Below are 23489 nucleotides of genomic sequence, written 5' to 3'. Positions count from 1 at the left end.
AGGTGCCTTCGTTCACGTGTTGCTGTTGTTGATCGCTAACCAGCCCCCTCCCCGTAGTTCTGGGGACCGCCCTACTTAGTGGTGCATGATCAGAGCACACGCTTATCTACATCTGCGACCTGATCTAGGCACCAAGCATTAAAGAAGGACAGCCTAGAAATGACCTTGCACAACGCGAACGAGACCGGCAGCGAACCTGCCGAGCCGCAGAAGACCCCGCTTTCCGACGAGAAGTCAGCGCCGTCCGCGCGCACGGCAGGTGATGAGTCGGCTCAGGCAGCGACAGCCGATCGTCCTGCGCGGGCACCACGTGCAGCGGCAGCCGATCGTCCTGCGCGTGCGGTGGGAGAACGTCCTGCCCGGACTGCGGTTGAGCGTCCAGCTCGCCCCGCTGGCGAAAGGCCGGCAAGGGCTGCAGGAGATCGCCCAGCGCGTGCCGCACGTCCTAACGGGCAATGGAAGATCGATGGCAAGACTCCCCTCAATGCCAACGAGGAACTCAAGGCCAAGGACAACGGCCTGAACGTTCGCGAACGCATCGAGAACATTTACGCCAAGGGCGGCTTCGACTCGATCCCACTTGAGGACTTGCACGGACGGTTCCGCTGGTGGGGGTTGTACACGCAGCGTAAGCCTGGAATCGACGGCGGTCGCACGGCGCAACTCGAGCCGCACGAACTCGAGGACAAGTACTTCATGATGCGTGTGCGCCTCGATGCAGGCGCGGTAACCACCAAACAGCTTCGCGTGATCGGCGAGATCTCCCAGGAGTTTGGCCGCGACACCGCCGACATCACGGATCGTCAGAACATTCAATATCACTGGATTCAGGTCGAGGATGTCCCAGAGATCTGGCGTCGCTTGGAATCGAACGGCATGCAGACCACTGAGGCGTGTGGTGACGTGCCCCGCGTGGTCCTTGGCTCCCCGGTTGCAGGTATCGCGAAGGACGAGATCGTCGACCCCACTCACCTGATCGACCAGATCACCGAGAAGTACGTGGGCGATCCGGAACTGTCCAACCTACCCCGTAAGTTCAAGACCGCGTTCACGGGTCACCCAAGCCAGGATGTCGTTCACGAGATCAACGACGTCGGCTATGTCGCCTACGTCCACCCCGAGCACGGTGTCGTCTACGACCTGTGGGTTGGTGGCGGGCTTTCCGCGAACCCGCATCTGGGGCAGCGCCTCGGCGTGCTCGTGTTTGAACACCAGGTCGTCGATGTGTGGGTGGGCGTCACCCAGATATTCCGTGACTACGGTTACCGTCGTCTGCGCAACCGTGCACGCCTCAAGTTCCTGGTCAAGGACTGGGGGGTGGAGAAGTTCCGCGAGATCCTGGAGACCGAATACCTCGGCTACAAGCTGCTCGATGGTCCGCCAGCACCGCAGCCCAAGACACCGGGCGACCACGTGGGCATCCACGAGCAGAAGGACGGCAGGTTCTACATCGGCGTTGCACCGAACGTGGGCCGCGTTTCAGGCAGCATCCTGGTGAAGGTTGCGGACATTGCGGAGAGCGCAGGCTCTGAGCGGGTTCGGTTCACCCCGCACCAGAAGATGCTTGTGCTCGATATTCCAGCGGAGGAAGTCGACCGGGTTGCCGACGAGTTGGCTGCGTTGGGCTTGAACCCTCGCCCGGGTGCATTTCGCCGGAACACGATCGCCTGCACGGGTATCGAGTACTGCAAGTTGGCCATCGTGGACACGAAGGACACGGCAACTGCGGCTATCGCGGAACTCGATCAGCGTCTCGGCGATATCAGCCACCTCAAGCCGATCCGTCTGCACGTCAATGGCTGCCCGAACTCATGTGCTCGAATCCAAACGGCTGACATCGGCTTGAAGGGCCAGCTCATCATGAACGATGAGGGCGAGCAGGTCCCAGGCTTCCAGGTACACCTCGGAGGCGGTCTCGCATCGGAGACCCGCGAGGAGGCAGGGCTTGGCCGCACGGTACGTGGCCTTAAAGTCGCTGCGACCGATATCCCCAACTACGTTGAACGCGTGGTCCGCAACTTTGAAAAGGGACGTGAGGGCGACGAGACCTTCGCGCAGTGGTCTCATAGAGTTCCGGAGGAGGACCTGGTATGAGTTCGCTTGCTGAAGCCCGCGCAGCAGCACTCGCACGAGAAGCCGCCCGCACCGCGTCGCGCGAAGCCATCGCCGAACAGCGGAAGAGTGATTGGGCACGTCCGCGTCGTTCGACCGAGGAACTGCGTGCCCTTGCCCGCGAGGGCGAGGAACTGTTTTCCGGCTCCGGTATCGGAGCTGTAGATGAGGGTTCCTACGATCAGATCATCGATTGGGTCGCACGCACGTTCGGGTACCGTACGGCTGTTGCCTGCTCCATGGCGGATGCCGTGCTCCCCCACACCGTTCAGGGTGCGATCCCCTGGGTTGACGTCCTGTTCCTCGAAACCGGCTATCACTTCGCTGAGACTCTTGGTACGCGAAACAACGTGGAAAACTCGATGGAATTGACCATCGTGGACGTTCAGGCAGCCCAAAGCGTGGCCGAGCAGGATACGGCACACGGTAAGGATCTGTGGTCCCGCAACCCTGCTCTATGCTGCCAGTTGCGCAAGATGGAGCCGCTGACCGCCTCGCTCAAGGACTACGAGGTGTGGATCACCGGTGTTCGCCGCGATGAGGCCCCCACCCGCACCAACACCCCGCTGGTCACGTTCGATGAGAAGAATGGCCTGGTCAAGGTCAACCCGCTTGCAGCCTGGAGTCTTGATGAACTGCTCGGCTATGCGGCAGCCAACAACGTGATCATCAACCCCCTGCTCAACGATGGCTACCCCTCCATCGGGTGCCAGCCCTGCACCAAGCGCGTAGCCCCTGGTGAAGACCCGCGTTCCGGCCGTTGGGCCGGACTTGACAAGACAGAATGTGGATTGCACGTATGACCGCCAATAACTCGCACCCGGTTGCGGCCAGCCAGACCCACCAACTCGACCTTCTGGATGCTCTCGAAGCCGAGGCCATCCATATCATCCGCGAGGTAGCCGCCGAGTTTGAGCGCCCAGCGCTGCTGTTCTCGGGCGGCAAGGACTCCGTGGTGATGCTGCATCTGGCGAAGAAGGCATTCTGGCCTGCAGCAGTCCCGTTCCCTCTGCTGCACGTGGACACGGGCCACAACTTCCCTGAGGTGATCGACTACCGCGACGTGACCGTGGAGAAGATCGGCGCGCGTCTTGAGGTCGCCAAGGTTCAGGACTACATCGATGACGGCAGGCTCGCCGAACGTAGCGATGGCACACGTAACCCGCTGCAGACCCAACCGCTTTTGGACGCGATTGCGGAGCACAAGTTCGATGCCGTGTTCGGTGGCGGACGCCGCGACGAGGAGAAGGCCCGCGCCAAGGAGCGCGTGTTGTCCCTGCGCGATGAGTTTGGCCAGTGGGACCCACGCAACCAGCGCCCTGAACTGTGGAACCTGTACAACGGCAGGCACCGCCCAGGAGAACACGTTCGCGCGTTCCCGCTGTCCAACTGGACTGAACTGGACGTGTGGCGCTATATCGAACGCGAGAGCATCGATCTTCCATCGCTCTACTACGCGCACTACCGTGACGTGGTTGAGCGCGATGGCATGCTCCTAGCGGTCGGTGAGTTCATTACCCCGCGCGACGGCGAAACCGTCACGAACCGCCTCGTGCGCTACCGCACGGTTGGCGATATGTCCTGCACCGGAGCCGTTGAGTCCGATGCAAAGGACGTTGCCGCTGTCATCGCCGAGATCCAGGCAACCCGCATCACCGAACGCGGAGCCACCCGCGCTGACGACCGCATCTCCGAAGCGGCCATGGAAGACCGCAAGAAAGAAGGTTACTTCTAATGAGCACCCTCCTTCGCCTCGCCACTGCTGGCTCCGTGGATGACGGAAAATCGACGCTCGTCGGTCGGTTGCTGTTCGATTCCAAATCGGTTCTTGCCGACCAGATCGAATCGGTTGAGCGGGTTTCTCGCAACCGCGGTCTGGCAACCGCCGACCTTGCACTTCTGACCGATGGTTTGCGTGCGGAACGTGAGCAGGGCATCACCATTGATGTCGCCTACCGCTACTTCGCCACACCCAAGCGCAACTTCATTCTGGCCGACTGCCCCGGCCACGTGCAGTACACCAAGAACACGGTCACGGGCGCATCGACCGCTGACGTGGTTGTCCTCCTCATCGACGCGCGTAAGGGTCTGCTCGAACAGACCCGCCGTCACCTCGCAGTGGCCTCGCTGCTTCGCGTTCCACACGTGGTGGTCGCGGTCAACAAGATCGACCTCGTTGACTACTCTCAGGAACGTTACAAGGAGCTTGACACCCAAATCCGTGAGGCTGCGGCGGCTCTTGGCATTGACGCAATCGACACGATTCCGGTCTCGGCGCTGGAAGGCGCCAATATCGTCGACAAGTCAGACAAAACCCCGTGGTACGACGGTCCGGCACTGCTGGAACTTCTTGAGGACTTGCCCGGCGCGCAGGCGCCGCAGGATGGTTCGTTCCGCTTCCCCGTGCAGACGGTAATTCGTCCGCAGTCCTCGGCAGCCCCGGAATTCCGCGATTATCGCGGATACGCCGGTGCAGTGGCCGAGGGCGTCATCCGGGTTGGCGACGAGGTGGTTGTTCAGCCGTCCGGTCGCACAACCCGCGTTGACGGCATCGATTTTGCTGGCAAGTCGCTCACGGAGGCGTTCGCGCCGCAGTCCGTCACGATTCGGTTGTCCGACGAGATCGACATCGCCCGCGGCGATGTCATCGTCTCCGCTCAGGATGTTCCAGCCGCGGTCACGGAAATTGACGCGACCATCGCGTGGCTCGCTGAGCGCACGCTCGCGCCAGGTGCACGCGTTCTACTCAAGCACGGAACCAAGACCGTTCAGGCCATCGTGCGGGACGTGACCGGTCTGCTCGACCTCAACACCGCAGCGGTCAACCCAACCGAACAGTTGGGCCTCAACGACATCGGAACCGTGACCATCAAGGTCGCCGCTCCAATCATCGCTGAGGAATACGCTCAGCACCGCAACACCGGTTCGTTCCTGCTCATCGACCCTGCTTCGGGCTACACGCTTGCAGCAGGAATGGTTGGCAACGCTCTGACCGGTTCGATCGCCCCCGAAACTCGCTCGTTGCAGTACGCAATCTGACCGGCATCTGTTACGGACAAAGTAGTGCAGCGGAGTGTGGGGATTTCGCGGAGCAAACCCCTACCGAAGACGAATGCAGTTCGTAGCTAAACAAACAAAGGTTCATCATGTCCACGATCACTCCCATCGGTCTGCAACTGACCGGACGGCTCGCCGTCGTTGTCGGTGGCGGCCCTGTCGCAGCCCGTCGCGCTCGCCTGCTGGGGCGCGCTGGCGCCCGCCTCACGGTGATTGCGCCGCAGTTGTGTTCGGACATGACGGAACTGATCGCATCGCTCGACTTCGCGCACCGCACCACGGGAGGCGAACCCGCTACGTGGGTGCCACGCGGGTATGTTGATGGCGATGTGAGTGGCGCGTGGCTGGTTGCCACGGCGACCGGCAACCCGCAGATTGACGACGAGGTGGCAGCGTGGGCGGAGCAGCACCAGATTTTCTGCTTCAAGGGTGGGGATGCTGAGCATGCGACAGCCTGGGCACCGGCCCTCGTTGAGCATGGGGATGCGACCATTGCGGTCGTGTCCTCAAAGGCCAAGGACCCGAAGCCACGCCGGACCATCTCGCTGCGCAACAAGATTTCCTCACTGCTGCGCACCACCACGCTTGATCGTACGGCTTCGGCAGCGTCTTCTTCGTATGCGGTTGGCGCTGGGGAGGTTGTTCTCGTCGGCGGTGGACCAGGTGCCGTTGAACTGCTGACCCTTGCCGCAAAGCAGGCCATCGATTCCGCTGAGGTTCTGGTGATCGACAGGTTGGCTCCCCGAGAGGTATTGAACTGGGTGGGTAGCGGCGTCGAGATCATTGACGTTGGAAAGTCCGGTGGGGATCACCCCGTTTCGCAGTCGGAGATCAACGAGATCCTCGTGGATCGAGCACTTGCTGGACGCCGGGTGATTCGGCTCAAGGGTGGGGACCCCTACGTGTTTGGTCGCGGTGGCGAAGAGTTGGACGCCTGCCGTGCGGCAGGTGTTCCGGTCAGCGTGATTCCAGGCGTGACCTCCGCTGTATCGGTTCCCGCAGCAGCCGGCATCCCCGTAACGCACCGTGGTGTTGCCCGCGGGTTCTCGGTCATCACCGCGCACTCCGACCTTGGTGCTGCTCCGCTGGCGGACAACCACACGCTCGTGCTGCTCATGGGCGTGGCGCAACTCGAGAAGGTCTCCACAACCCTCATCGCCCAAGGCAATCCTGGTTCCACTCCGTGCGCGATCATTGAGGATGGCTTTGGCCCTCGTCAACGTACTACGGTTGCGACGCTGGAAACCCTTGCTCAGAGGGCCCGCGAGGCAGACGTGAAGCCGCCCGCCATCACCGTGATCGGCGATGTGGTGCTCCGCGCCGATGCGCTGCGGGACAGTTTCTCAGCATTCAGTCTTGCGGATTCATCGCTGCCAGGCTCGTCGCTCTAGGATTTCCACCCGTCTTCAGCCTCCGCAGTCAGCAAACTTCATACCCAGCCGACACCTCGCTTAGACATAGGTTCGGTGGGGCGAAAATGGTCCGGATACCCAACTTTATGTTGGGTATCCGGACCATTTTCGCCCCACCGAGTTTTCTGTCCGAACGATGACTGAATCATTCAACGTTCAAGGCCCAAAGTGTTGCTGGGCGGCTCACCTACGACATGGGTTTTGGGTGTCTCAGGAGTGCTGGTTACAGAGCGGCTTGATAGCGCTCCACAACGATCTGCGCGAGACGTGGGTCAGCGCCCAGAGGTTCGGTCACCAGCACGTTGATTTCGGGGGTCTCTTCTGCGGAGTCCGCCTCGATTGTCAGCGGTTCGGCCGCGATCTTGTGTAGCTTGTTCTGGAAGAAACCCGGACCGAGCAGGTAGGAACTGAGCACGATGTTGACCGGTTCGGTAGGTTGCTCGGCATTCACCGCGTAGGCGTCCACGGCAGCGCTGATCGTCTCAGACACCGTTGGGGAGGATGCGCTCAGATAGCCGATACTCACCGCAGGTGCTCCCTCGCCGTGACGCTCCGACAATGCGATACGCAACAGCTCGGCTTGCGCGGTTATGTCCTCTTGTGCCCGGGCGTCCGAAGAACCAGCAGCAATAAGAATGACATGGGTTGGCCGGTCGGTGGCCTCTGCGATGCGGTCGACTTGGATCTCCGCGAGCGCAGAATGAGGACCCAGCGTTGACGTGCCAACGGTGTCGCGTGCCTGACGGTTGCGCTGGCGTACCGCACCAGCTATGTCATGCACGGTGTGGTAGCCGGTGGACAACAGGAGCGGAACTACAACGGCCGTTTCCTGCGCGGAGAGCCCTTCGAGCACCTCGTCAACCTGCGGGTATTGCACATCGACATAGGTTTCAAGGACCTTGGTATCGGGCAGAAGCGCTTGGGCCTGAGCGACAACTGAGCTGATGACCTCTTGTCCGACCGGGTTATCGGTTCCGTGGGCGGTCGCTACGAGTACTGGGAGTGCCATCCCTATATTCTGCCTAATTTCTGCACGCCAAGCATAGATGGCATGCAAAGCGGACTCTTGTAACCCGCTGTTACAGACACATCGACCCACAACGAAGCGCTCACCGTCGAGGGGCTGAAATTGGTCCGGTGGCGTGTATTTTATACACGCCACCGGACCAATTTCAGCCCCTCGATTTTTGGGTTGCTCTCAAAGTGGGGGTAAGTGTGGTGTGGGGAGCATAAGTTTTGGGGGAAGGTACGTGTGGTTGGGAGATGGCTAGAGGAGGCGACGCTGGGCAGCCCAACGCGTGAGTTCATGGCGGGACGACAGTTGAAGTTTCCGCAGCACTGCTGAGACGTGGGTTTCCACGGTCTTGATCGAGATGAACAACTCCGCGGCCACCTCACGGTAGGTGTATCCGCGAGCGATCAGTCGCATGACCTCCTGCTCTCGGGCGGAGAGTTTATCCAGATCATCATCGACAGTCGCAGTCGTGTTCTGAGTCTGAGCACCGAACGCATCGAGCACGAATCCAGCCAACCTCGGCGAGAACACAGCATCCCCACCATTGACCCGAGCGATGGCATCGAGCAGTTCGGGACCGGAGATGTTCTTGGTGACATATCCGCGAGCGCCTGCACGAATCACGGCAACGACATCCTCTGCGGCATCGGACACGGACAGGGCAAGGAACCTGGTACCGCCAACGATGTCACCGCAGCGGGTCAATACCTCGGCCCCTCCGCCGCCCGAACCACCGGGCATGTGTACGTCCAGTAGAACCACATCGGGTAGGTGCTCATGCAGCGCGATGACAGCATCATCCACGTTCGCGGCTTCGCACACCACGTTGACCTGATCGTTCAGGCTGGCCCGAACCCCTGCGCGGAACATGTCGTGATCGTCAATGATCGCAACCCTAATCACGATGCCTCACCTCTCTGAGTTGTCGATTCTGCGGACTGTTCACCTGATGTCTCCGTGGCCTTACGCGGAATCCTCAGCGACACTTCCGTACCACCAACAGCCATCTTACGGAACGTTGCCGCGCCACCTCGGCGTTCCACCCGTCCGATGATCGATTCGCGTACACCAAATCGGTCTGGAGCGATCTGCGAGATGTCGAAACCTTCGCCACGGTCGGTCACATACACCTCAAGCGCCTCGTCGCGTACCTCAAGGTAGGCACTCACCGGTGGTTCACCGTGCCGCACAGCATTCTTGAGCGCCTCTGCCATGGCTGCGAGGAGGGCCTCGCTGTCCTGGTCTGGCACCGCATCGCCAACCACGACCAGATCGATCGAAATGGTTTCATCTCCCCCGCCAGCCAACACTAGGTCGTTCTCGACCTGGGCGACAATTGCTCGGGCCTCCTCGGCCAACGATGTTCCGCTTGAGGCTCGGTCGTTGTACAGCCACGCCCGCAGTTCGCGTTCCTGGTTCCGTGCCAAACGCGTGACCTCGCCAGGCCTGTCGGCTGAGCGTTGGATCAGTGCAAGCGTCTGCAACACGGAATCATGCAGGTGCGCGGCGATCTCTGCGCGTTCCCGGGCGAGGGCGGAGCGGGCACGTTCCTCACCGAGTTGATTCACCAACCGCAACCACCAAGGAGCAAGAACCAGTGCGACTCCGAGCAGAACCGCGATGGCCGCGATCAAAGACTGCATCATCGGGCTCTGGTCTTGGTCACGTCCCACCAACATCAGCACACCCACGACCACAAGACCGACACCACCGGCAAGACGCAATACGCTCGCCGGAGTCTTGGCCGTACCGGTGCCCAGCAGTTGCCCACGCTGCGCCGAATCAAGCTGACTCCACGCAAGGAGCAGACCCGCGCCGACAACCAGCACCGACAAGACCCACGACCACTGCAACTGATATCCAAACCGGTACGCAACCAGTAGGACCGTCACCGTCAACAGGATCAGACCAAAAGCGATATCGCGCACAGGAATCCGACGCAACCACTCACGGAACCTGAACGAAGGACTGTCACCTGTGGACTCGTCGACAATCAGCGGCTTGGCCAGCCGGGCACTCGGATCCAGTTCCCGCGCCAGTTCCTCCGGCTCACCGGCGGGGATGGTAATCCACAAAAACACATATGCGACCACACCGATACCACCGGCCAGTCCCAACAAAATCATGAAGATGCGCAGGTGCTTAACATCAATACGCAGGTGCGCAGCGAGACCTGCGCACACTCCGGCGAGGCGCGCACCCGATGGAGGGCGGCGCAACGGCAGGCGGGGCCGTGAATCAACCTGCGGCAAGAAAATAGACACCCTTCGATCTTCACACATACGCCCATCCAATGAGCCGTACAAGCGCCCCACTTCGCGGCAAATCGGGGAAAAATCAGGGTAGTCAGGGTTACCCCGAGACGCGCTCCCACCAAGATCAGGGGAATACCCGATAGTTTCGGTTCAGCACGAACGGAAAGATAGAAGCATGAACACTTCAACTCCTGACAACAACGGCTACCAGCCACCATCGAACGGCTGGGTACCGCCAGCGCCACAATCTCCTCAGAATGGCAACCACGGCGGCTACAAGTTCTTCCAGAGCATCCGGCAGTCCGGATTCTTCCGCTCTGAATCACGTTGGATCGGAGGTGTGGCCGGAGGGCTCGCCCGCCGGCTCAACGTTGATCCGCTCGTGGTCCGAGTAGTCTTCATCCTCCTCGGAATCGTGACCACAGGATTCGCTCTCCTCGCCTATGCGGCGGCCTGGGCGCTGCTTCCAGAAGAACGCGATGGGCGCATCCACGCGGAGGAAGCGGTTCGCGGAAATTTTGATGGAGCCCTCATCGTCATCGGTCTAGCGGCGTTGATGGGCTTTGGATCGCTAGGCAGTTTCTTCCTGTTCGCTGAGGCATTGCCGGGGCCTCTGGTCGGGCTGCTGTGGTTCGCGTTCATAGCGGCAGTGGGTTACGCGGTGTACGCAATCTACAACGAGTCTCAGAAGAAAACAGGTCAGAACCCGCCGTTCGCCCCTCCCACTCCGGGTTTCTCAGAGTCAGGGGCACCACAGCAACCTGTACCAGGAGTACAGCATCCCGAATCAGAACAGTCGATCTCGAACCTGTCCGAAGAACAGCAGACAACCGAGTTTCCCTCGCACAACGATGAGGCTTCATCCGAGCAGTCTGCCGCGGAGGCAACGGAACAGTCCGACTCAGTCGACGCTGCGGACTCAGATGGCTCTCCCACCGCGGACACAGCCATCATCTCGGTGCCTGACGTATCTCACCAAGGCGGCAACATGAACGATACCCAGACCATTCCCAACCCCGATAGCACGCAGCCCTACGCACACGGATTCACGGGTGGAGGATCTGACAACTACACCGAGACCGCTCACGGCGACTGGGCACACGATCAGTCCGGGTGGTCGAACAATCAGGCAGATTGGTCGGGCAAATACAATTGGGACGGCACTCGGGCCGCTGAGTGGACCCCGCCAACACCAGAACCCGCAAAACCAAAGGGACAGTTCGCCATCGGTTTCGGTCTGACCCTGGTACTGGCTGCAATCCTTCTCGGCGTAGTCCACTTCGGCTACCTCGAGCAAGGCTCAGTCGCTCTGTCACTTGTGGTCAGCATCGCAATCATCCTGGGTGGTCTCATGGTGATCGTGAACGGGCTTCGTGGACGGCCGTCTGGAGGTGCAGGTTTCTTCAGCGTCATGGCGCTCATCGCTGCGCTCTTCTTCGGAATCACCGGCGTGGCAGGAGCAAACTTCAAGGCACAGAACTTCACTGGTATCAGCAGCCAGTCGTTGACCCCACAGAGCATTGCGGAGATTGAGGGCGGCTTCTCGTTTGGGGTGGGTGACCTGCACCTCGATCTGACGGAGATCCCACTGTCCGAGTTCGCGGAACGATCCGAACCACTCGACATCGACGTTTCAGGTGGCGTTGGCGAAATCACCGTGATCTTCCCATCGACGATTAAGTTCCATACCGAAAGTTCTCTTGGCGCCGGTGAGTACAGCGACCCACACCAAAACAAAAGCAGCCGCGTGGTCGGCACCCAGAGCTACAGTCAAGACAGCAGTTCGACTCTCACGGACCCACCCGAGGTCAACGTCAACATCAGTCTCGGTTTAGGAAGCATCGACATCAGCGGAGTATCCGATAGCCGGACATTCCCCGGCGAAGACCCCACGAACACGTTGAGTGACAATGAAGAAGTTGAGGTAAACCGATGAGCAACCAGCCAGAGTCCGTTTCGCCAGCTCCAATCGCTGAGCAACAGCCGGCTCGCACGAGGGTCCGCTACGGCACGCTCGTGTGGGGACTGATCATCGCCACCATCGGTGTCGTCCAAATGCTCGGTTCGCTGGGCTACACACTCGACCTGCAACTGATCCTGATCATCGCACTGGGTGTCTGCGGGGTGCTGCTGGTGGGTAGTTCGATCGCCAGGTCGACTCGTTCCTGACAGGAACACTCACGCAGCGAACAAGCCGGTGGGGCTGTTTTGGTCCGGGTACGCAGTTTCTGACTGTGTACCCGGACCAAAACAGCCCCACCGAGTCATTGTGAGATTCCGATGAACGACGAGTGGGCTGGGCCGCCAGTTTTATCTGGCGGCCCAGCCCACTCGTCGTTAAGTGAGTGTATACGACACTCACAGACCTACTTCCCACCTGAAGAGCGGCCAAACTAGCACTCGCAAACACGGTGAGTGAAGAATCCAGCACTCTCAAACCGGAAAGGACCGATTTACTTCAGGCGATCTTGCGGGCTCTGCCACGAGATAGCGCCAGTGATCGGGCGGGGTTCCTTGGCCTCGCTTTCCGTAACCTCACGCTTGGCGTCGGGAGCGAACGGGCTTACCTCGGCGGCACTCGCCGCCGACTTGGCTGACGTTTGTGACACTGGAGCAGCAGGGGCATCTGTTGGCGAAGCGGCTGAGCCTTGAGAACGCGAACGCCTGGTTTCACCGCCAACGATCGGGATGGTTCCGGTCATTCCGGTTCGGGTCTGTTCCTCCTCAACCCGGCGACGTGATTCGTTGAGAGCCCGCTGCGAGCGGGACGCCCGTGAGATCGATGCTGAGTTCTCGGGTGCGATCAGGTCATCAAAACTTGGGATGGCTGGCAACGCCCCAGTCGAGGCCGATGCTGCTGAACGCGCCGACGTCGCGGTGTGAGCGGAGGTCGCGGTTCGAGCCGAAGTCGCCGAACGGACCGAGGCAGAAGATCGAACCGGAAGCGGCGAGCGCGTCAGTGGACGTAGCCCGTTCTGTCCACCTGTCGCCGGGTTAACTACCGGTGTCGCACCCGTTGCCGCTGATGGGACAGATGGGACGTTGGTTGCGGGAAGGGTAGAAGATCCCGGGCCATTTGGCACAGTTGGCTGCATGCCAGTGGTCGCGCGAGTCGAGTTACGTGATGGCGCGACAACTGGGGTTGGTAGGGTCGGCGGCTTGGTCAACTCACGTTCTGCACGTGGAGACATGGAGACGGGTTCTGATATGTCAGTTGGCTTCGTTGCAGCGTCCGGTGATGAGACTCGCGTTTTGGTTGTATCCCCAGCCTGGGTATCCGAGTGTTCAGGACTTGGTGCGCTCGCATGCACGGGCGAGGTCGCTGCATTCGGGAAGACGGTGGTGATTGGCCTACGTTCGATAGGAGCGACGGAAGCAGATGACGTAGCGGCTGGTGGAACCGGTGCGCGAGATGGCGCTGGGACCGGTCCGGCACCAGGCACGGGAACCGAGGCAGTCGGAGCGCTTTGGACGGAGGTTACTGCCTCACCGGCACGCGAACTGGACGCGACGTCGGGAGCCGAGGGCTCGTCAGAGAGATGGGACTCCGCGTTCAGTACGGTTCCGTGCTGGTTCGCCACAACCACGGGCGCACTGGAGTCAAGGTCGATCACGATCGGTGGTCCGCCAGCTGATCGGCGTAATGCCCAGCCGATGATGACGAAGACGAGACCGGTACCCATTGCTAGGGCGGCAACCCCGAATGAGACCACCGAAGTGAACAGCGATGAACGTAGGAAGGCTGCATTCATGACGACCTGGCGGGTCGGATCGTCTTGGGCAAGTTCGGCATAGGTCTTTCCACCACTCGCCTCAAGAGCGTGCTTGTTGATCGCCTCGGCCTGTGCGTAGGCCGAGAGCGGGTCGTTGACGAGACGGTCGGCAAAAAATGGAGCGTCCTTTGCCACATAGATGTTTTCAGATGCAAGTTGCTGAGAAACCATCGCCCAGGCGATCCCACCACCAAGAATCATCAACACACCAACGATGATCGCAATCAAGCCACCAAACCCCAGCGCGGGTGTCGGCTTGATCGTAATTCGTGAACTCACTGTTCCTCCTTGTTGCGGACGCTGGATCGGGCAGCGCCTGCTTTCCCTGCGACAAGCGAATACATCAACTCGGATGTTTCGTCTGCCTTGAATTTACCGAAACACAAAGGCATCGGCATCGCGGCACACGCGTGAATACAAAAAGTGTGGGAAGCCATTTTGGCTTCCCACACTTTTTACGTTCTGCTATTCGATCAAAGATTCATGTGATCGAGACCTGCATCACTCGGAGGCAACTGCCTTCTTGGTTTCGACGACTGCGCCGTCCGAGAGGCGGATGATTGCGTAACCGGTGAGGCCGAAGACCACACCGACACCCATGACGAGGGTTGCAACGCCGAAGGAGACCACCGACGTGAACAGCGAGGCACGGAGGAACGAACCGTTCATGACCGAGGTGCGCTTTGCTCCTGCCGCGTCGGCCTTTGCCTGTGCTTCAACAACTGCTGGGTCTTCGTCGGTTGCGCCACCAGACTTGAGCGCAGTTACTTCGTCCTTGTACTTGTTACCGATTCCGCCAAGCTCGGCGTAGGTCTTGTTGCCGAGTTCCTCAGCGAACTCCGCTGCGTTGGAGATCGCTGGGTCGAGGGTCGCAACGTCTGGGACTGCGAGTGCGTGGGTGTTGATGATGTCGGCCTGCGCGAATGCGGTGAATGGGCCGGCAACCTGCTTGCCTGCGAAGGAAGCTGCATCCGCAGAAACAGTGATGCGCTCGTCCTTCAGGTAGCCGCTTGCGAAGATGTAAACCGCGAGACCTGCAACGAGCATGACCGCACCGAGGATGGTGACGATCAGACCCAGGAGCTTAGGGGTCTTGTTCTGGTTTACGGTGACTGTGGTGGACATGGGGTTTACCCGCTTTCCGTGGTGAGTGGTGATGTCTAAGAACCAACAAGATATTTATATCCAGTTAAATGACATAGGACGTAGGCATTGAGTCCTAGACCGATATCATTTTTGCAAAATTATTCCCACTCGATTGTTCCTGGCGGCTTAGATGTCACATCGAGCACGACTCGGTTTACTTCTTTGACCTCATTGGTGATGCGGGTCGAAATCGTTGCGAGCACCTCGTAGGGTACGCGTGACCAGTCGGCTGTCATGGCATCCTCGGAGGAGACAGGACGCAGCACGATGGGGTGTCCATACGTGCGCCCATCACCTTGAACACCCACGGAACGGACATCCGCGAGGAGAACGACCGGGCACTGCCAGATGTCGCGGTCGAGTCCAGCCTTGGTGAGTTCTTCGCGCGCAATCGCGTCTGCCTCACGCAACAGATCCAAACGTTCGGCGGTCACTTCGCCGACAATTCGGATACCAAGACCCGGTCCTGGGAATGGCTGACGCCACACAATCTCATCCGGCACTCCGAGTTCCACACCAACAGCGCGGACCTCGTCCTTGAACAGGGCGCGGAGCGGTTCGATCAGTTTGAACTGGAGGTCGTCTGGCAGACCACCCACGTTGTGGTGCGATTTGATGTTTGCCGCGCCCTCGCCACCGCCGGATTCGACAACGTCCGGGTACAGGGTTCCCTGGACGAGCCACTTGACCTCGGCCCCGGACTCACCAGCTTCCTCAACGATCTCACGCGCTGCCGCTTCAAAGGTGCGGATGAACTCGCGGCCGATGATCTTGCGTTTGGTCTCTGGGTCGCTCACGCCTGCGAGTGCCTCGAGGAACTGTTGGCGTGCGTCAACAACCTTGAGTTGAACGCCGGTAGCCGCAACGAAGTCCTTTTCCACCTGCTCGACCTCACCTGCACGCATGAGACCGTGGTCCACGAATACGCAGGTGAGTTGGTTGCCGATGGCACGCTGCACGAGTGCTGCCGCAACGGATGAGTCAACGCCACCGGACAGGCCGCAGATGACGCGGTCTTCTCCGACCTGCTCGCGGATGTGCGCGATCTGGTCGGCGATGACGTTGCCTGGGGTCCAGTCAGGGGTGAGGCCGGCACCGTTGTAAAGGAAGTTCTCGAGCGCCGCTTGACCCTGCAGGGAGTGCTTGACCTCTGGATGCCACTGCATTCCGAACAGTTTGCGGTTGGCGTCCTCAAACGCGGCCACCGGGGCGCCGGGCGAGGTTGCGAGCACGGTGAAGCCCTCTGGAGCCGCGTGCACTGCGTCGCCATGGCTCATCCAGGTGCGCTGCTGCGCGTCGGAGCCGCTCAGGAGGGTTCCAGAGACGGTGACGTCGACATCGGTTCCACCGTATTCGCGGACGCCGGTCTGTGCGACGGTTCCACCGAGCGCGTTCGCCATGGCTTGGAAGCCGTAGCAGATGCCGAGGACGGGCACACCGGCTTCGAACAGAGCCGCGTCAACGGATGGAGCACCCTCCTCATACACGGAGGATGGTCCACCGGAGAGGATGATGGCCGCCGGGTTCTTGGCGAGCATCTGCTCAACAGTGAAGGTGTGGGGGACGATTTCGGAGTAGACGCGGGCCTCGCGCACACGGCGTGCGATGAGTTGTGCGTATTGGGCACCAAAATCGACCACGAGGACGGGACGTGGTGAAGATCCTTGAGTTTGGGTCACGCCACTATGTTACTTGGGTTTGCGCGGCAAGGATGGATCAGTCTCGTGATCCAGCGCACCCGCGCAGTGCAGGTTGATGGTGGTTAGCAGACGTATCCGCCGTCTTCAAGTCCTGCGGTGATCTCAAAGATGTTGGTGCAGGCATTGTTGCCGGCGATGAGATACGCCCCTGGGAACCCGTATCCCAGTAGGCGCCACTGGAGCGTGTGTCGGTATTCGTGGGCGAGCACCTCGGCGATTTCGGGTCTCGCGAGAAAATCGTCTTGGGCAGCAGATGTCAAGAACGTGTTGCCGTACATCGTGCCGCCCCGCTGCGCCCAGATGCTGGTGTCAGAAAAGCAGGCGTTGATCCATCTGCCACTCAGTACCGCCGAGTTTTCTGACGATTCGGGACTATATGACTTAATCACGTTCCCAGTGAGATCGAGGGCCACACAGTCGCTGCCCAGATCGACAGCCTGCGACAGGGAGATTCGCCCCTGCGCGAGAGATTCGTAGGACCGCTCCCCCGCACAGCGCGCCGCCGCGAAGCCTCCCGACCTTAGGACATCGGCCAACGACCCGGCCATTTGTCCCACGGGATCGCACAGTTGGTTCTCAAGTCCATTCGCGACGAGCAGGTCCCGCATCAGGGCCAACTCGCCTTCGCCGAGTGGGACCTGAGCAACGGCGCGCTGCGGCGTCGCAGCCATACTGTGCAGCGCTGCTTGCGGTTGCGCCGCCAGCGGCAGCACCACCGCAGTCGCAGGGGTCGCCCCTTCAACGAGTACGAGCACTAGGGTGAGGGAACGCAGGAACAACCCGACTCGTCGAAAAGCAGCCATCAGAACCGTTACCTGCTGCTCAATAACTCACGAGCAGCGGCAATGCGGGCACGGGCCTCCTTGGTGACGCGGGCCTCCACGATGAACGACAGCACGGGGACAACACCAGCGAGCACAAGGGAGATGAGGCGGCCAAACCCCCATCGCATCTTGATCCACAGGTCCACGACCGTGATCAGGTAGACCACATAGATCCACCCGTGCGCGAACGGGATCCACGCAATGTACGGTTTCAGATCTGTGCGTTTGAAAACGTAGATGATGAGCATCTCCACAACCAGCAACAACAACATCACACCGGTGATGATCGCCATGACCCGATACCTGGTCAACGCGGATTCTGCCTTGCGGATCGTAAGGTCTTGATCAATGGGCGGCTGAGCCGAGGTCATGATGCTCTTTTCGTGAGATGTGTCGATTCGCGGGACGAGTCATGCGACTTCGCGGAAATAAACTCGCATGGACCCCGTCCCCAGCCTAATGTAAAACCTTGTGTGGAAAATACCTCAAGCAACGCCCTCCACCAAGGCTCTATCGTCCGTTCCGCGCTACTTCCTGTGGCTGGCAGGGCAACAAAAACTGATCCTGACCGGTGCCACGGTGCTCGGAATCATCAGTTTCCTTGCCCCAGCAGCCAGGCCGTACGCGATCGGACAGGCGATCGACTCGGGTCTTGGCAACGGGCTCACCAACGAAATATGGCTCTGGGCAGCAGTCGTCCTCGGCGCTGGTCTCATCCAGGTTGTGACCGGAGCTTACGGCCACCGTCTCGACGTACTGTCCTGGCTGCGCGCTGCACTCGCCACCTCGCGTCTGATCGGACACAAGGTATCGAGTGCTGGCGACGCAATCAGCGTGGAACTGCCAACCGGTGAAGTGGTCTCCTCCGTGACCTCAGACGCGCACCGTATCGGTGACCTCTATTTCCAGGCAGCACGCTTCTTCGGGTCGTTCGCGACCTACATCGTGGTGTCGTTCGTGATGTTCCAGTCCTCGGTAAAGCTGGGGTTTGTGCTGTCCATTGGCCTTCCTACCGTGGCAGTCTGTTTGCTGTTCCTGATCCGACCGCTGCAAAAGCGCCAGGAATATCAGCGTGAGGTCACCGGTCGACTCACCTCGCTCGGCGCGGACACCGTGACCGGCCTGCGTATCCTGCGTGGAATCGGCGGCGAGTCCGTGTTCACCGCGCGGTATCGCGATCAGTCGCGCAAGGTTGAGAACGCTGGTATCTCCGTGGCCAAGGTGCAGGCCAACATGGATGGACTGCAGACTCTGCTTCCCGGCCTGTTCGTTGCCCTGTTCCTTTATCTTGGCGCACACGAGGCATTGACCGGCGCAATCACGCCCGGCCAACTTGTCACGTTCTACGGTTATGCGACGTTCCTGGTCTGGCCGATCCAGAACCTCATTCAGTCCGTGCAGATTCTGACCCGCGCGAACGTTGGTGCCCGCAGGGTGCTCAAGGTTCTCGCGGTCGAGAACAACACTCCGGATACGGGCTCCGTGACGTCTCTTCCAACCAACGGCGTTCTTGTGGACACCGTCTCCGGTGTTCGGCTCAAGCCCGGTTCGTTCACGGCGCTCGTTGCCGAGGACCCCGATGTCTCCGCTGCGATCGCCACCCGGATGACTCGCTTCAACGACGCCGAGGAAGCAGACACCCCCGTGACGTTCGGTGGCACGCTCCTACGCGACTATGCGAAGGGGCCACTGCGCGAAACCATCGTGCTGTCCGAAGCAACCCCGCACATCTTCGCGGGCACCCTCCGCGATGGACTCGTCACACGGGGCAATCGCACCGACGCCGAAATCCTTGAGGCGCTCACCGTGGCAGACGCACACGACGTCCTGACCTCGCTCCCTGAGGGACTCGACTCCGAACTTCCCGAGAAGGGTCGTTCCCTGTCAGGCGGACAACGTCAGCGCGTCTCGCTCGCTCGAGTGCTCCTGACCCGCGCCCCGTATCTGGTGCTCATCGAACCTACCTCGGCCGTTGACGCACACACGGAGTCCCGCATCGGCGCCAAGATGGTGAACTACCGTCGCGGTGGCTCCACGCTCGTGGTGACCGCGAGTCCACTCGTCCTTGAGCATGCCGATCACGTGGTGGTGCTTGGCGAAGACGACAGGGTTGCAGGCGAGGGCACTCACGCATCCCTGCTACACGAAACCGGTCCGGTCGGTGCACTCTACCGAAGCATCGTCGGCCGTGACCTCGACGAGGTCAACACGGTAGATACTTCAGGCACCACAAAGGAGGTGAATGCATGAGCGCCACCGATTCCACCAAACTTCCCGTAGCCGACGGAAACGCCGTCAAGCGCTACGCGCTGGGGCTGGCCCACAAATACCGCAAACAACTCATCGTTATCGTGGTACTGCACGGGTTGGCGGCAGTGGCAGGTCTGGCTGGTCCGATCCTCATGGGTCGACTCGTGGACGAGGTCACCGCGGGAACAACCGCTCAGTTCGTCAATACGGTCATCATCATCGGAGTGATTGCCGTCGTCGCTCAGGCAGCGATCACCCGGTACGCCCGCGAATACGCGATGGTCTTCGGCGAGAAGGTGTTCGCGCGGCTCCGCGAGGAGTTCCTGGAGACCGCGACCGCGTTGCCCCTCTCGATTGTCGAGCGTTCAGGCACCGGTGACCTGGTCTCCCGCACCACGCACGACATCAACCGGGTGCAGCACACGATCCGGTTCGGCGTACCACAGATTCTGGTGTCCGCCGCAACGATCGTGATCACGCTTTTCGCAGCGATCTTCGCCTCTCCGATAGTCGCACTCGCACTGTTTGTCAGCATTCCGGTGATGTATTTCGTGGGCAGGTGGTACCTACCACGGGCACCTGAGGCGTACATCGCAGAGTCAGCGTCATACACCGAGATGTACGCCGATATCACCGAGTCCGTCGAGGGATCACGCACGATTGAGGCATTGTCCTTGACCGAGGCCCGCAAAGGACAGGTCGCTGATGACATCAAGAAGGCCATCAAGGCTGAACGACGCACGCTGAATCTGCGTACCGTCCTGATCCCTGGAATGGACTTCGCATTTGCGATCTCCCCTGTTGTGGTTCTCGTGTGGGGTGCCTGGGCAGTCACGCAAGGCCACGCATCGGTTGGTGCCGTGACCACGATCCTGTTGTACTCCACGCAACTGATCGGCCCCGTGTGGGATCTGGTGTTCTGGCTCGATGAAACCCAGGTCGCCGCCACCTCGATGGCACGAATCATCGGCATTGGTGAGGTTGAGAACGACCGCACAGTAAAGGACTCCGCCCCCGAGCACGAGCGCATCTCTGGTGCAGGCATCGAATACGCCTACCGTGAGGGTCATAATGTCCTGCACGGTATCAACATTGATCTCGCACCCGGTGAGCGTCTTGCCGTGGTTGGCCCGTCTGGCGCGGGCAAGTCCACGCTTGGCCGCATGTTGGCTGGCATTCACCCGCCGACCGGCGGCTCAGTCACCGTGGGCGAGGTTCCTCTGGTGGATCTTCCACTTGAGGATCTACGTGGCCATGTTGCGCTGGTGACCCAGGAACACCACGTGTTCGTGGGCACACTCGCGCAGAATCTGCTGCTTGCCGCTCCAGACGCTGACGAGACCGCTCTCCAGCGTGCGCTTCTCGCGGTTGGCGCCCAGGAGTGGGCGAACAGGCTCCCGGAGGGCTTGCAGACCGAGGTTGGTTCAGGTGGACACACACTCACTCCGGCGCAGGCTCAGCAGATTGCGCTTGCCCGGTTGGTTCTGTTGGATCCACATACGCTGATTCTCGACGAGGCCACCAGTTTGCTTGACCCACGTGCGGCTCGTGATCTGGAGCAGTCCCTGAACGCGGTCCTTGAGGGCCGTACCGTTGTGGCGATTGCACACCGGCTGCACACCGCGCATGATGCGGATCGTGTTGCTGTGGTGACGGATGGTCGAATCAGCGAGATTGGCCCGCACCACGAGTTGGTCGCCGCGGGTGGGGAATACGCGGACCTGTGGCATTCGTGGCACGGAGATAACGAGGACGCGTAGTGAAGCCAGGAACCTCGCGCAGCAGGTTCCTGGCGTAACGCAGCGGACGAAGTTATCGACCAACGAACAACAAGACAACGAGGACGCGTAACTTTCTCGTTCGATGGGGCGAAATTGGCCCGGATGCACACATTTGGTTAGTGCACCTGGATCAATTTCGCCCCATCGGTTTTTGCTAGTTTTTTTCAGGCGAAGAGTCGGACCCTGCACAACCAGTCCACCGGAGTGCAGGTGGGGAGAACTCCAGGATTCATAGTGTTTCCACAGCAACGCGTGTCATGCTGTTGCGCATGAGCACAGCCCGCAAACTCATCATCAGTCTTGTCCTAGTCGTCCTTGCCGGTGTCGCGGCGGTGGCGATATACGTAGTCGTGCAGAACAGCCGTGCCCCAGAGGCATTGAGTGCAGACATGGAGTCATCGAGTGACGCGTTTGACCCCGCTGCGTTGACCGGCACCTGGACCGTCACAGACAACTCGGTCGCGGGTTACCGCGTCGATGAGGTTCTCAGCGGTCAGGACGTGACCGTGGTCGGACGCACCGCGGACGTGTCGGGAACAGTCGAGATCGAAGACTCCGCGATCACCTCAGCAACGCTGAGCGTTAACCTCGATTCAGTGGAGACGGATAACTCGAACCGCGACGGTCAGTTCCGCGAACTGCTCCAGACCTCTGAGTATCCGAACGCAGAGTTCGTGCTGGATGAAACGTTTAAGATCACAGAGGGAACCCCTGCCGAGAACAACGGTGTGGTCTTTGAGGTTCCGGGCACACTACACGTTGCCGGAGCCAGCGCCCAGGTGACCGCAAGCATCACCGCAACGCTCGCAGGGGAGGTCACCAACCTCGTCGGAAGCATCCCCATTGTCTTTGCAGACTTTGACGTTGAGGCACCTAGTCTCGGCTTTGTGAAGGTTGAAGAGCAGGGACTCGTTGAGTTCTCCCTTGAACTCACACGCGACTAGTCAAGTTACCTCGTGTGAGCGTCAAGTTGGTCGAACGGATTGCTGGGCTGGCTCTGAGCAGAACGTTTCGCGTCATCGCGAACCAAACGGAGCCACAGCGCAACAGCGAACCCGCCGAACACCCACCACTGGATTGCATAGAACAGGTTCTGCAGGTTGAGGCCATCGCTACCCTCGATGCTCGGCCGCGGTAGCAATGTGATGTCGCCTGGTTGCGCCGGAGTCGAGGACTGCACAACAAAGTAACCGCTGTAGATAGGGTTACCCCACGCATTGGCCAGTTGTGCGGAACTGAGCGCACTGGTCTGTCCAACAGGAAGAGATCGGGTTTCCGCAGCCTCGGACGCTTGAAGCCAGCCCACCAAATCCACTTGCGAGGTGGGCGGCTGCAGAGTCGCAACCCACTCGTCGGCAATCTGCCCCGACTCCGATACCGCATCTGTTGGAATCCAGCCACGCACGACAGGCAGACGAGGCTGCCCGGACAGGTCAGACCACGATGCGCCGCCGAGGCCATCGTCGGTAACGAGCAGAGAATCGAGGACGAGGAATCCCACCTCCCCCTCAACGTGGCGGCCCACCACAAGCAATTGGTTCTCAGGTTCGTAGATGCCCGAAACACTCACCCGCTGCCCCACCAGAGAGCCGGGGAACGGGGCCTGCGGTGCAAGCACTTCCCCGAGCAGGCTCGGTTCCTGTGCAGCGGCCTCAGCCAGTTCATGCTGCTGGGCAAGGTTTGCGCGCTCGTAAGCGCGCTCCAACTGCCAGATACCCAAGCGGGCACACACGAACGCGGCTGCCAGAAAAACAATCAGCAGGACAATCTTTTGCGGACTCAGCGCGATCTTCACCATCGCGGCGGCCAACGCACCACCCTGGAGGGTCTCTTGGTCGGAGGCGTCGATGCGTGATTCGTCGTCTTTCTGCACCCCACCAGCCTACCGGCGTCGTTGGCCGGCATGAAACCTGCTCTCTTGAGTAGTTTGTCACGAGGTTTGCGGGAACTATTTCGGACCGCAGCGAAAACGGGAGTCAACTCACACCCCTCTGGACGAGTACTCTCGTGAGCGACCTCACCTGACGAAAAGGCCACAAACCAGCGGTTTCATAGGCCCTCTAGTCCTAAAGGCCCATGCCCATTCCCACAATGAGTGCAATGAATGTAACGAACAACCCACATCGTGCGACGGGTAGGGCACCCTTATTTGTGAAAAACTTGG

19 protein-coding genes are annotated in these 23489 nt (G+C 60.3%); 10 read left to right on the top strand and 9 right to left on the bottom strand.

The annotated features are described in order from the left end of the window. Positions 1 to 159 precede the first annotated feature (159 nt). The 5 genes from ACFSYH_RS12920 to cobA all read left to right on the top strand — a co-directional run bounded on the left by ACFSYH_RS12920 (position 160) and on the right by cobA (position 6560). The gene (locus tag ACFSYH_RS12920; RefSeq protein ID WP_377467443.1) at positions 160 to 2094 is read left to right on the top strand and encodes a nitrite/sulfite reductase; all 1935 of its coding nucleotides are present in this window, start codon (positions 160 to 162) and stop codon (positions 2092 to 2094) included. Continuing rightward, positions 2091 to 2915 carry a phosphoadenylyl-sulfate reductase gene (locus ACFSYH_RS12915; protein ID WP_377467441.1) on the top strand — a complete coding sequence of 275 codons (825 nt, stop codon included), beginning with the start codon at positions 2091 to 2093 and terminating at the stop codon, positions 2913 to 2915. The genes ACFSYH_RS12920 and ACFSYH_RS12915 overlap by 4 nt, the downstream gene beginning before the upstream one ends. Further along, positions 2912 to 3847 carry a sulfate adenylyltransferase subunit CysD gene (gene cysD / locus ACFSYH_RS12910; RefSeq protein WP_377467439.1) on the top strand — a complete coding sequence of 312 codons (936 nt, stop codon included), beginning with the start codon at positions 2912 to 2914 and terminating at the stop codon, positions 3845 to 3847. The genes ACFSYH_RS12915 and cysD overlap by 4 nt, the downstream gene beginning before the upstream one ends. After that, positions 3847 to 5151, top strand: coding sequence for a sulfate adenylyltransferase subunit 1 (locus ACFSYH_RS12905; RefSeq protein WP_377467437.1), 1305 nt, complete (start codon positions 3847 to 3849; stop codon positions 5149 to 5151). The genes cysD and ACFSYH_RS12905 overlap by 1 nt, the downstream gene beginning before the upstream one ends. 107 nt (positions 5152 to 5258) lie before the next feature. Next, positions 5259 to 6560: a uroporphyrinogen-III C-methyltransferase gene (gene cobA / locus ACFSYH_RS12900; protein WP_377467435.1), complete on the top strand. Its 1302-nt coding sequence runs from the start codon at positions 5259 to 5261 to the stop codon at positions 6558 to 6560. A 244-nt stretch (positions 6561 to 6804) separates the two neighbouring features. On the opposite strand, the gene ACFSYH_RS12895 is transcribed toward cobA, so the two are convergent. The 3 genes from ACFSYH_RS12895 to ACFSYH_RS12885 form a co-directional block, all read right to left on the bottom strand. Beyond that, positions 6805 to 7590 carry a sirohydrochlorin chelatase gene (locus ACFSYH_RS12895; RefSeq protein WP_377467433.1) on the bottom strand — a complete coding sequence of 262 codons (786 nt, stop codon included), beginning with the start codon at positions 7588 to 7590 and terminating at the stop codon, positions 6805 to 6807. A 258-nt stretch (positions 7591 to 7848) separates the two neighbouring features. Then, complete coding sequence (locus ACFSYH_RS12890; protein ID WP_377467463.1) at positions 7849 to 8502, bottom strand: response regulator; 654 nt, start codon at positions 8500 to 8502, stop codon at positions 7849 to 7851. Next, entirely contained in the window at positions 8496 to 9860 is a 1365-nt protein-coding gene (locus ACFSYH_RS12885; RefSeq protein ID WP_377467431.1) for an ATP-binding protein, read from the bottom strand. Before ACFSYH_RS12885 ends, ACFSYH_RS12890 begins: the two co-directional genes overlap by 7 nt. A 166-nt stretch (positions 9861 to 10026) precedes the next feature. Here ACFSYH_RS12885 and ACFSYH_RS12880 point away from each other — a divergent pair, with 166 nt between their 5' ends. After that, positions 10027 to 11787, top strand: coding sequence for a PspC domain-containing protein (locus tag ACFSYH_RS12880; RefSeq protein ID WP_377467429.1), 1761 nt, complete (start codon positions 10027 to 10029; stop codon positions 11785 to 11787). Continuing rightward, positions 11784 to 12020 carry a hypothetical protein gene (locus ACFSYH_RS12875; RefSeq protein WP_377467427.1) on the top strand — a complete coding sequence of 79 codons (237 nt, stop codon included), beginning with the start codon at positions 11784 to 11786 and terminating at the stop codon, positions 12018 to 12020. The genes ACFSYH_RS12880 and ACFSYH_RS12875 overlap by 4 nt, the downstream gene beginning before the upstream one ends. 284 nt (positions 12021 to 12304) lie before the next feature. Here the strand turns inward: ACFSYH_RS12875 and ACFSYH_RS12870 are convergent, their stop codons facing one another. The 5 genes from ACFSYH_RS12870 to ACFSYH_RS12850 form a co-directional block, all read right to left on the bottom strand. Next, positions 12305 to 13903, bottom strand: coding sequence for a hypothetical protein (locus ACFSYH_RS12870; RefSeq protein WP_377467425.1), 1599 nt, complete (start codon positions 13901 to 13903; stop codon positions 12305 to 12307). A gap of 222 nt (positions 13904 to 14125) precedes the next feature. Continuing rightward, complete coding sequence (locus ACFSYH_RS12865) at positions 14126 to 14749, bottom strand: aromatic ring-opening dioxygenase LigA (RefSeq protein ID WP_377467422.1); 624 nt, start codon at positions 14747 to 14749, stop codon at positions 14126 to 14128. 119 nt (positions 14750 to 14868) lie between these two features. Beyond that, the gene (gene guaA, locus ACFSYH_RS12860; RefSeq protein WP_377467420.1) at positions 14869 to 16449 is read right to left on the bottom strand and encodes a glutamine-hydrolyzing GMP synthase; all 1581 of its coding nucleotides are present in this window, start codon (positions 16447 to 16449) and stop codon (positions 14869 to 14871) included. An 83-nt stretch (positions 16450 to 16532) separates the two neighbouring features. Beyond that, the gene (locus ACFSYH_RS12855) at positions 16533 to 17273 is read right to left on the bottom strand and encodes a hypothetical protein (protein WP_377467418.1); all 741 of its coding nucleotides are present in this window, start codon (positions 17271 to 17273) and stop codon (positions 16533 to 16535) included. 8 nt (positions 17274 to 17281) lie between these two features. Beyond that, positions 17282 to 17665, bottom strand: coding sequence for a DUF3817 domain-containing protein (locus ACFSYH_RS12850; protein WP_377467416.1), 384 nt, complete (start codon positions 17663 to 17665; stop codon positions 17282 to 17284). 100 nt (positions 17666 to 17765) lie between these two features. Here ACFSYH_RS12850 and ACFSYH_RS12845 point away from each other — a divergent pair, with 100 nt between their 5' ends. The 3 genes from ACFSYH_RS12845 (at position 17766) to ACFSYH_RS12835 (ending at position 22269) form a co-directional block, all read left to right on the top strand. Continuing rightward, positions 17766 to 19544, top strand: a complete 1779-nt coding sequence (locus tag ACFSYH_RS12845) for an ABC transporter ATP-binding protein (RefSeq protein ID WP_377467414.1) — start codon at positions 17766 to 17768, stop codon at positions 19542 to 19544. Then, on the top strand, positions 19541 to 21304 hold the full coding sequence (locus ACFSYH_RS12840) for an ABC transporter ATP-binding protein (RefSeq protein ID WP_377467412.1): 1764 nt from the start codon (positions 19541 to 19543) through the stop codon (positions 21302 to 21304). The genes ACFSYH_RS12845 and ACFSYH_RS12840 overlap by 4 nt, the downstream gene beginning before the upstream one ends. Before the next feature lie 290 nt (positions 21305 to 21594). Beyond that, positions 21595 to 22269 (top strand): YceI family protein, encoded by a 675-nt coding sequence (locus ACFSYH_RS12835; protein WP_377467410.1) that lies wholly within the window; start codon positions 21595 to 21597, stop codon positions 22267 to 22269. A gap of 5 nt (positions 22270 to 22274) precedes the next feature. Here the strand turns inward: ACFSYH_RS12835 and ACFSYH_RS12830 are convergent, their stop codons facing one another. Next, a complete protein-coding gene (locus ACFSYH_RS12830) occupies positions 22275 to 23198 on the bottom strand; it encodes an SURF1 family protein (RefSeq protein WP_377467408.1) in 924 nt (307 codons plus the stop codon). Between the last annotated feature and the right edge of the window lie 291 nt (positions 23199 to 23489).

Source organism: Populibacterium corticicola, assembly GCF_042683685.1.
GTDB classification, from domain to species: Bacteria; Actinomycetota; Actinomycetes; order Actinomycetales; family Cellulomonadaceae; genus Timonella; species Timonella corticicola.
The sequence above is the reverse complement of the archived record's forward strand: the minus strand, read 5'-3'. Positions and strand labels throughout refer to the sequence as shown.